This window comes from Phenylobacterium sp., from assembly GCF_044372605.1.
Lineage (GTDB): Bacteria > Pseudomonadota > Alphaproteobacteria > Caulobacterales > Caulobacteraceae > Phenylobacterium.
Map to the genome: position 1 here is coordinate 1 of NZ_JBILRO010000134.1, position 9,109 is coordinate 9,109.

A 9,109-nucleotide genomic window follows, 5' to 3' on the forward strand; every position below is an offset into this window, starting at 1 on the left:
AGCTTGGGGCCGATGAGTTCGCCCAGGATTTCGTCCTGAGCCAGTTCGTGGTCCAGCAAATCCGCGTAATTGAGGTCCGCAACGCTGCGTACGGTGTGAGTCACAATCACGTCGTCGAACCGGTCATAGACCTCCGGATCGCGCACCAGCGACAGCCATGGCGCCAGACCGGTGCCGGTGCCCAGCATATACAGGCGTTTGCCAGGCTTCAGGCCGTCCAGCACCAGCGTGCCCGTGGGTTTGCGACCGATCAGCACCTGGTCGCCAACCTTGATGTTCTGCAGACGCGAGGTAAGCGGGCCGTCCGGCACCTTGATCGAATAGAACTCCAACTCCTCGTGCCAGGACGGCGAAGCGATGGAATAAGCGCGCAACAGCGGTTTGCCGTCGTCCTTCATCAGGCCGACCATCACGAACTGCCCGCTGGAAAACCGCAGGGCCGCGTCGCGTGTCGTTCGGAACGAAAACAGGGTGTCGGTCCAGTGCTGGACCCAGGTCACCGTCTCCACGAAGAAGGCGCCCGACGCCTTGAGCGCCGGCTGAACCAAACTCACATCATTCATCCCGATAGCCCTAGATATCGCCGCCGACGTTGTTGGGCGTCCACGGCGAACGCGCCACATGGATACCGCACTCGGTCTTGTCCAGCCCTTTCCAGCGCCCGGCCCGCACATCCTCGCCTTCCGCGGCCGGTTGGGTGCATGGCCAGCAGCCAATCGACGGGAAACCCTGCGCCACCAGAGGATGCGCCGGCAGATCGTGCTCGGCCACATAGGCGTCGAGGTTCTCCTTGCCCCAGTTGGCAAGCGGGTTGAACTTCAGCTTGCTTTCAGAGGCCTCCACCACCGCCAGACTCAGCCGGTCGCCACCATGAAAGCGCTTGCGTCCGGTGAGCCATCCATCGAATTCGCCCAGCGCCCGGCCCAGCGGCAACACCTTGCGGATATTGCAGCAGTCGTCGGTATCGGTCTCCCAGAGTTTGGCAATCGGATCGCCGGTGGCGAGGTCCTGATGGGCGGGGCGCAGGTCACGCACATCGGTAAGGCCCAGCCGGGCTGCCAGTTGCCGCCGATAGTCCAGTGTCTGGCCAAACAGCATGCCGGTGTCGAGGAACAGCACCGGGATGTCCGGCTTAACCTTGGCGGCGACATCGAGCAACACGGCGGACTCGGCCCCGAAGGATGACACCAGCGCCAGCCTGTCGCCAAGCTGGGCGACCGCAGCTTCGAGAATTGTTCGGGGATGAGCGTGTCGCAGCTCGGCGTCCAGCCGGGCCGCGAGGCTGCGGGTATGGTCAACGGCGTCATAGGCCAAGGTCACGCCTCCCGCTCCAGATAGACCGGCGCGCGCGCGTCAGCAGCCCGCTGGAACACGTGACGATAGCGAAGTGTCGCGGCCTGCCATTCGTTGGCTGATGAGCCGTCGGCGGGCTCGAAGGCGTCAAATCCTACGCGCAGCAGAAATCCCGCCTGCTCACGCAGGACATCGCCAACGGCCCGCACCTGGCCCTTGAAGCCGTAGCGTTCCCGCAACAGGCGTGCGTTTGAATAGGAGCGGCCGTCGCCGAACTTGGGGAAGTCCAGGGCCACCACCGACAGGCGCGGCAGGTCGTAGGCCAGCGCTTCAACCTCCTGATCGGCCAGGAGCTTTACGCCCACGCGCCGACCTTGAGAGAGGAGACCCTCGCCCTCGGCCTGAAAGCGAGCCAGCGACAGGAGCAGGTCGCCGTCCGGAAGGTCCTGATCGTCGGCCACGAACACGAAGCCGTCGTCGACCCCACGGGCGGCCCCGTCGATCATCTCAATGAGCGTCGGCATATACAGCCTCCTTGAAGGGCGCGACGCCAGCACGGCGGAAGGTGTCGAGGAAGCGTTCGCCAGGCTCGCGCTCGCGGAGATAGACCTCGACCAGAGTGTCGACGGCGCCCGCCACCCGATCATAGGGCAAGGCCGGGCCTAGCATCGCACCCAGTGAGGCGTCTTCGGCGCCAGAGCCGCCCAGGGTAAGCTGATAGAATTCCTCACCCTTCTTATCGACGCCCAGGATGCCGATGTGACCCACGTGGTGGTGGCCGCAGGCGTTGATGCAGCCACTGATCTTGATCTTCAGCTCACCGACGTCCTCGGCTCGGTCAGGATCGCGAAACTTCCCGGCGATGAGTTGGGCGATGGAAATGGCGCGCGCATTGGCCAGTGCGCAGTAGTCCAGTCCGGGACAGGCGATGATGTCGCTGACCAGATTGATGTTTGGCGTCGCGATCCCGGCGTCGCGCAGCGCGGCCCACACCTCCGGGACATCATCCAGCTTCACGTGTGGCAACACCAGGTTCTGCTCATGCGTCACCCGGATGTCTCCATGACCATAGCGCTCACCCAGATCGGCCACGACATCCATCTGATCGGATGTAGCGTCGCCAGGGGTTTCACCGATGCCCTTCAGGCTGATCTCGACGATGGCATAGCCCGGACGCTTGTGGGGTTTAAGATTGTTTCGGGCGAAACGCGCCAGCGCCGGCGTCACCGCCTTGGCCGCCTCGAGGGTCTCTGATCGGGGCGGCAGAGTCTCGAAATCGACCGTCGCGAAGGCGGCTCGTATCCGGGCGACCTCGGCATCCGGTAGATTGATGTCCGCGCCGATCTTCGCCCATTCGGCGTCGACCTGGCGGGTGAATTCCTCGGTTCCGAGGGCGGCGACCAGGATCTTGATCCGGGCCTTGTACTTGTTGTCCCGGCGGCCATGCCGGTTGTAGACGCGAAGGATCGCCTCAACGTACGACAGAAGCTGGTCCACCGGCAGGAACTCGCGGATGGTCGGACCCACATAGGGTGTGCGCCCCATACCGCCGCCGACGATCACCTCAAAGCCCAACGCCCCGTCTCTCCCGCGACGCATGACCAGGCCAATGTCATGGACACGAGCCGCTGTCCGGTCCTTCGGCGATGCCGTGATGGCGAACTTGAACTTGCGCGGCAGGAACGAGAATTCCGGGTGGAACGTTGACCATTGCCGGAGCACCTCGGCCCACACCCGTGGATCATCCACCTCCTCGGCGGTGGCTCCTGCGTAGGGGTCGGCAGTGACATTGCGGATGCAGTTCCCGGACGTCTGGATCGCATGCATGTCGACCTCGGCCAGATGATCCAGAATGTCCGGCGTGTCGCGCAGCTTGATCCAGTGGAATTGCAGATTGGTACGCGTGGTGAAGTGGCCGTAGCCCTTGTCATAGGTCCGCCCGATCCAGGCCAGCTTGCGCATCTGGGTCGGGTTCAGCGAGCCATAGGGGATCGCTACCCGAAGCATATAGGCATGCAGTTGCAGGTAGAGGCCGTTCATCAGCCGCAGCGGCTTGAACTGGTCTTCGGTCAATTCTCCAGAGAGGCGGCGCTCCACCTGACCGCGGAACTCGGCCGCACGGTCGGCGACCATGGCCTTGTCGAGGGTGTCGTACTGGTACATCGGCCTCTACTTCGTCCGCTTGATGAGATTGACACGACCAGTGGAGCGCGAGGCGCCATGCGCCTGCTGCAGGGCCGCGATCACGGTGCCGCCTTCGGCCTGCTTTCCGTGATGGAGATGGTTGGTTGGCCCAAGCGCCCGGATCCGCTCGCGGTAGCTGAGCGGCGTCCAGACGCCTTGCGACTCGACAAGATCGATCAGATAGACGTCGATGACGACAGTCGGCTGCCCCTTCCCGGCCATTTCGGCCTCGGGACCGGCAGGGTCATCGTCTGCAAAAAGATGGGCGTCGGCGAACCGCTCGACCCACTGGCCGGCGTTCCAGAAGACGACGTCACCATCCGACAGGCGATTTGCGGTCAGAGCCTTCATGCTCGCGCCTCCAGAGGCATCGCTTCCAGCTCTTCAACAGTCGCGCCGGCCTCGGCCATCGACATGGCTTCACCGACGATCAACATGGCGGGGCCGTTAAGGGTCGCGGCGGCCTCGGCCAAATCTCTCAGGGTGGTGACGAGCCGGCGCTCATCAGCGCGGCTGGCGTTCTCGACGATCAGGGCAGGTGTTGATCCGGCGCGGCCAGCCGCCATCAGACGGGTGGCGATCAACGCCGCCATCGAAAGGCCCATGTAGATGACAACCGTCTGGTTGGCGCGTGCCAGCCCCGCCCAGTCCAGATCCGGCTCGCCGCCTCTGGCTGCGTGGCCGGTGACGAAGGTGACGGCCTGGGCAGATTGCCGATGGGTGAGTGGGGCACCCGCGGCAGCGCTGGCAGCCAGCGCCGCCGTGACGCCCGGCACGACGTGGGCCTCGACGCCCGCATCGCGGCAAGCCTGCAACTCTTCGCCGCCGCGCCCGAACATGAATGGATCGCCGCCCTTCAACCGGACCACGTTCAGGCCCTCCAGCGCGAAGGCCACCAGCATCCGGTTGATCTCATCCTGAGAGTAGGAATGGCGCGACTTGCGTTTGGCCACGGAGATCCGGCGGGCGGCGGCCGGGGCCAGATCCAGGATCTCGTCCGGTACTAGGCCGTCATGGACCACCACCTCGGCAGCCTGCAGCACTCTCAATGCCTTTAGAGTCAGCAGTTCAGGATCGCCTGGTCCCGCGCCCACAAGCCAGACCTGTCCGGCACTCCGGGCCGGCCGCACGCCGCCCAGCAGGACAAGCCGCCGCGCCCGTCTCGCCCTATCGCAACTCTCACTCATGATTAGCTTCTCTAACGATCCTTGCAGAGGCGGGCTCTTGCGGCACACCCAGACGTCCGTCGCACTGGATTCCCCGCCGGAAAAGGGGCGATACACCGGTGGACGCTTGCAATAAGGCGCTCCAGAGCCCAATTCGCAACCCGAGGACTTCTGCCCGGGGTGTCAGGAAAACTTGATGGATCGCAACCACCAGCGGCGGCGGCTGCCGCCTCTGAACGCTCTGCGCGCGTTCGAGGCTGCGGCGCGGCATCTCAACTTCAGCCGGGCCGCCGATGAACTCTCGGTGACGCCCGGCGCGGTAAGCCAGCAGATCCAGAACCTGGAAGACTATGTCGGCGCCGCTTTGTTCAAACGCACCCCCAAGGGACTGTTGCTGACTGATGCGGCCCAGACCGCCCTGCCCGCACTCCGGGAAGCCTTTGATCGGCTCGCCGAAGCGGCGTCTCTCCTGACTGCCGCTGTGGATGGCCGTCGCCTCACGATCACGGCACCGCCCTCCTTCGCCGCGAAATGGCTGGCGCCCCGGCTAGGCGCTTTCGAGCGTGTGCACCCGCAGGTTGACGTCTGGCTTAACGCTGGCATGGAACTGGTGGACCTGACTGCCGGGGAAGTGGATCTGGCGCTGCGCTACGGCGCAGGGCGCTATCCGGGGCTGGAGGTCAAGCGACTGGTTAGCGAGGCGGTGATCCCGGTGATCAGCCCCGCACTTCTGGCTGAGCAGGCTCTGGAGAACCCCGAGGATCTGGCCAATCACATCCTGCTGCACGACGGCTCCCCGGAGATCGACGACAGTTGCCCCGACTGGTCGATGTGGCTGGCGGCTCGCGGACTGCGCGGTATTGATGGCCACCGGGGGCCGCGCTTCAACCAGTCAAGCCTTGTGATCGAGGCTGCGGCCAACGGGCGCGGGGTGGCGCTGGCAAAGCGCACCCTGGCCCAGGCCGATCTGGACGCCGGGCGACTGGTCGCACCCCTGCAGATCTCTACCGCGGTCGATTTCGCCTACTATCTGGTTCACCCCAAGGCCAAGGGGCGGCTTCCACAGGTGAAAGCGTTCATCGGCTGGATCGAGGCCGAGGCGCTGGCCCATGAGGCCGCATTGGCCGCCATCGACAACGGCGCCGGAATTTGACCCTCACCGCCTACATGGTTTCTGCTGCGGCGCTGGTCTCGACCCAGGCACCCGCACCGGCCGGCGCTGAAGCAGCCCGCTCGCCGTTCGTCGAACGTTTGCGCATGCTCGCACAGCTCCAGTCGCTGAACGCCGACCTGCTCAGCCGCGACAGCGCTACGGCCGTGCTGCAAACACTCTGCGCCCGGCGCGACCCCAACGCGCCTCCCATCCGGGCCCGCCGTCTCGTCGTTACGGCCAATCCGGAGCAGCTCGCCGAGGTGCGCCGGGAACTTGGCGCCGCGCCGGACGAACCGGTAATCCATCGCCGGGTCGAGCTGTTGTGCGGAGCCGAAATCCTGTCGCGCGCCGACAACTGGTATCTGCCCAGCCGTTTGACTGCTGGGATGAACCATACGCTCAACACGACCGACACACCCTTCGGCGTGGCAGTACAGGCGCTGCGATTCCAGCGCCGCACCCTGACGTCCAGACTGTTGTTCACGCCGCTGCCGACCGGCTGGGAAACTCGCGTGGCCGCTGACTTCGATCTCGCCTCACCGCCACCAGCCGACGTACTGGAGCACCGCGCGGTCCTGCAAACGCCCGACGGCCATCGATTCAGTATGCTGGTCGAGGTTTATACGAACCAGATATTTACGAGGTAATTTTCACGTACTCCCGGATTGCTGCCTGTACGTCGGCCAGAGCCGCCAACACCTCCGGCGCCCGCGACGGATCGCCAGCCTCGGCGCGATGGGCCGCCTCCCCCAACTCTACCGCGCCAATGCCACGCGCCGCGCCCTTGATTGTGTGATTGAGGTCTCGCCAACCCTCACCGGGATCGCCAAGCCTTATCGTCCAGCCGTCCGCCTGCCCGAGGAACAGCGCCAGCACCTCGGTGATCACCTGCCGATCGCCGCCGGTGTAGGTTTCCAGATACTCAAAATCCACAGAACCGCCGCTCATGTCTCGGACACACTTTTCATAGAACCTGAATTCAACGCGGGTTTGCGCCATCCGGCAAGCCAGGCTGCCAAAGGCCCTTGGCAAGGCCGACCGTCTGCGAGAGGCTTCCTTAAACAAAACAAGGAAGCGCCGCCATGAACGCCCCTGTGAAAACGCCCGACGCCGTGGCCTGGCACCTTCAGGGCAACTGGGCGCCGGTGCTGGACGAGATCGATGCCGGACCTCTGACCGTAACCGGCGAAATCCCCCGGGAGCTCGTCGGCGACTACGTACGCGCCGGTATGAACCCACGCTCCGGGCACAGCGACCACTGGTTCGCCGGGACCGGCATGCTGCATTCGGTGCGACTGGCGGACGGCCAGGCGCACTATCGCAACCGGTTCGTGCGCACCCCCTACTATGACGGCGACCTGACCCTGATGGGCGGCATGTTCGATCCCGCAGCCTCGCCGGCCAACACCAACATCATCCGCCATGCCGGCCACATGCTGGCCCTGGAGGAAACCCATCTGCCCTGGGCTGTCGATTCAGACCTGAACACTCTGGGCGCCCATACCTTCGGCGGCGCCCTGAACGGCTCCATGACCGCTCACCCGCGCCATTGCCCGGTGACTGGAGAACTGCTGTTCTTCGGCTACCAGTTGGCCAAGGCGCCGTACCTCACCTACTACCGGGTCGATGCGGCCGGCGTGATGGTGGAGGCTGAGCCCATCGACCTGCCGAACCCGGTAATGATGCACGACTGGAACGTCACACGGAATCACGTGGTGTTCATGGACTTGCCCGTGGTGTTCGACCTGAAGGCCGCCATGCGAGGCGAGCCGCCGCTGGCCTTCCGGCGAGAAGCCGGCGCCCGGCTGGGGGTGATGAAGCGCAATGGCGCGGGCGGCCAGGTTCGGTGGTTCGAGATCAATCCCTGCTACGTCTTCCACCCGGTCAACGCCTACGAGGAGGGCGACACCATCGTCATCCATGTGTGCCGCCAGGAGCACGCCATGGCCGGAGGTTTCGAGAACCTCTACGGGGGCGAAGCCACCACAGGGCGTCTGTGGCGCTGGACCATAGATCTGACCAAGGGCACGGCGAAGGAAGAGCAGATCGACGACGTCGCCGCTGACTTCCCGCGCGTAAACGACAGCCTGGTCGGGCTGAAGGCCCGGTTCGGCTACACCGCCAGTCTCAACGCCGAGGCGCCCAGCCTGACACTTGGCCAGTACCTCTACAAATATGACCTGGGCAGCGGTGCGCGGATCACACGGGACTTCGGCGCTTCCAGCCGGCTTGGCGAGCCGATCTTTGTGGCCCGGGAAGGCGCCACGGCCGAGGACGAAGGCTGGGTGATGGCGCTCAGCCACGACGAGGCGACCGACGAGTCCCGACTGACGATCCTGAACGCCCAGGATTTCAATGGCGCGCCGGCCGCCACTATCATCATGCCACGCCGGATCCCGTATGGCGCTCACGGCAACTGGATGCCGACATAGGCCTCAGATCTCGATCAGATTGCGGCCCACGATCACCTTACCGCCGAGATCAGCGCGCGGCGGCTGACGGATAGACCACTCACAGACGCGCCACCGCAGCTTCCGCCTGACACAGGCTGCGGTCGATAGTCTGCACGAGGGCCTGGAGGTCGACCCCTTCTGTGCTCTTCTTGCCTTCAAGGTAGCGGGCGTAAACCCCGTGGTTGATGGCCGCCGTCTTCCAGCGATTGAAGCCGATATAGTAGTCGAGGCGGGAGAGATCGCGGCCAGTTCGTTCGGCATAGCGATGGGCCAGCTCCGTGCGGGTCGGGAAACCGGCGACCGACGTCGGACTCAACGGATTGGGCGGCAACGGGTCGGTAGGGTCGGGCCACTGGTTCAGGGCATAGGCGAGGTCCGCCAGAGGATCGCCCAGGGTCGATATCTCCCAATCCACCACCGCCGCGACCGTGCCGTCGGCGCCAAACAGGCAGTTGTGAACACCATAGTCGCCATGCACCACCCTGGCCGGGCCCTGATCCGGCAAGTTGGCCAGAAAAAATGCCTGGAGGCTGTGAGCGCGGGGATCGTCCAGCTGGGCGGGTTCGACGGACGCGGTCCAGGAGCGATACCAGGTCTTGAGCTGGCGGGCGATGTAGCTGTCGGTCTTGCCCAGATCGCCCAGCCCGACCGCCTCCGGGTCCAGCGCATGGAGGGCCGCCAGGGCGTCAACAAACGAATGCCCCATGGCATTGCGCCTGTCCGCCGGGATCCAGCGTCGCGTGTCGTCGGCACTATAGAGGGGTTGTCCGTCGATGTGGCCCATCAGATAGAATTGCGCGCCTGTGACCGAAACGTCTTCACAGAACCCAAGCGCCGCAGGCACCGGCACCTCGGTCCCG

The 9,109-nt window shown here is 64.9% G+C and carries 11 protein-coding genes; 3 read left to right on the forward strand and 8 right to left on the reverse strand.

Features of this window, described 5'->3' with window-relative positions:
* From ACIQ42_RS11575 to cobA, 6 genes are all read right to left on the reverse strand, one after another.
* Positions 1-563 (reverse strand): ferredoxin--NADP reductase (locus tag ACIQ42_RS11575; protein ID WP_397422339.1); only part of this gene is annotated, 563 nt, incomplete at its 3' end.
* 10 nt (positions 564-573) lie between these two features.
* Positions 574-1,314 carry a phosphoadenylyl-sulfate reductase gene (locus ACIQ42_RS11580; RefSeq protein ID WP_397422350.1) on the reverse strand — a complete coding sequence of 247 codons (741 nt, stop codon included), beginning with the start codon at positions 1,312-1,314 and terminating at the stop codon, positions 574-576.
* A gap of 2 nt (positions 1,315-1,316) precedes the next feature.
* The gene (locus ACIQ42_RS11585) at positions 1,317-1,817 is read right to left on the reverse strand and encodes a DUF934 domain-containing protein (protein ID WP_397422341.1); all 501 of its coding nucleotides are present in this window, start codon (positions 1,815-1,817) and stop codon (positions 1,317-1,319) included.
* Positions 1,801-3,456, reverse strand: a complete 1,656-nt coding sequence (locus ACIQ42_RS11590; protein WP_397402346.1) for a nitrite/sulfite reductase — start codon at positions 3,454-3,456, stop codon at positions 1,801-1,803. The genes ACIQ42_RS11585 and ACIQ42_RS11590 overlap by 17 nt, the downstream gene beginning before the upstream one ends.
* A gap of 6 nt (positions 3,457-3,462) precedes the next feature.
* Entirely contained in the window at positions 3,463-3,828 is a 366-nt protein-coding gene (locus tag ACIQ42_RS11595) for a DUF2849 domain-containing protein (RefSeq protein WP_397402348.1), read from the reverse strand.
* Positions 3,825-4,664 carry a uroporphyrinogen-III C-methyltransferase gene (gene cobA, locus ACIQ42_RS11600; protein WP_397422343.1) on the reverse strand — a complete coding sequence of 280 codons (840 nt, stop codon included), beginning with the start codon at positions 4,662-4,664 and terminating at the stop codon, positions 3,825-3,827. The genes ACIQ42_RS11595 and cobA overlap by 4 nt, the downstream gene beginning before the upstream one ends.
* 175 nt (positions 4,665-4,839) lie before the next feature.
* On the opposite strand from cobA, the gene gcvA reads away from it, so the two are divergent.
* Both gcvA and ACIQ42_RS11610 read left to right on the forward strand, forming a co-directional pair.
* The gene (gene gcvA / locus ACIQ42_RS11605; protein ID WP_397422344.1) at positions 4,840-5,796 is read left to right on the forward strand and encodes a transcriptional regulator GcvA; all 957 of its coding nucleotides are present in this window, start codon (positions 4,840-4,842) and stop codon (positions 5,794-5,796) included.
* Entirely contained in the window at positions 5,793-6,443 is a 651-nt protein-coding gene (locus ACIQ42_RS11610) for a hypothetical protein (protein WP_397422346.1), read from the forward strand. Before gcvA ends, ACIQ42_RS11610 begins: the two co-directional genes overlap by 4 nt.
* Here ACIQ42_RS11610 and ACIQ42_RS11615 read toward each other — a convergent pair.
* Positions 6,433-6,744 carry an Hpt domain-containing protein gene (locus tag ACIQ42_RS11615; RefSeq protein WP_397422347.1) on the reverse strand — a complete coding sequence of 104 codons (312 nt, stop codon included), beginning with the start codon at positions 6,742-6,744 and terminating at the stop codon, positions 6,433-6,435. The genes ACIQ42_RS11610 and ACIQ42_RS11615 overlap by 11 nt on opposite strands.
* Positions 6,745-6,878: 134 nt before the next feature.
* On the opposite strand from ACIQ42_RS11615, the gene ACIQ42_RS11620 reads away from it, so the two are divergent.
* Positions 6,879-8,228, forward strand: a complete 1,350-nt coding sequence (locus tag ACIQ42_RS11620) for a carotenoid oxygenase family protein (RefSeq protein WP_397422348.1) — start codon at positions 6,879-6,881, stop codon at positions 8,226-8,228.
* A 79-nt stretch (positions 8,229-8,307) separates the two neighbouring features.
* On the opposite strand, the gene ACIQ42_RS11625 is transcribed toward ACIQ42_RS11620, so the two are convergent.
* A partial coding sequence (locus ACIQ42_RS11625; RefSeq protein ID WP_397422349.1) for a phosphotransferase family protein occupies positions 8,308-9,109 on the reverse strand: 802 nt, incomplete at its 5' end.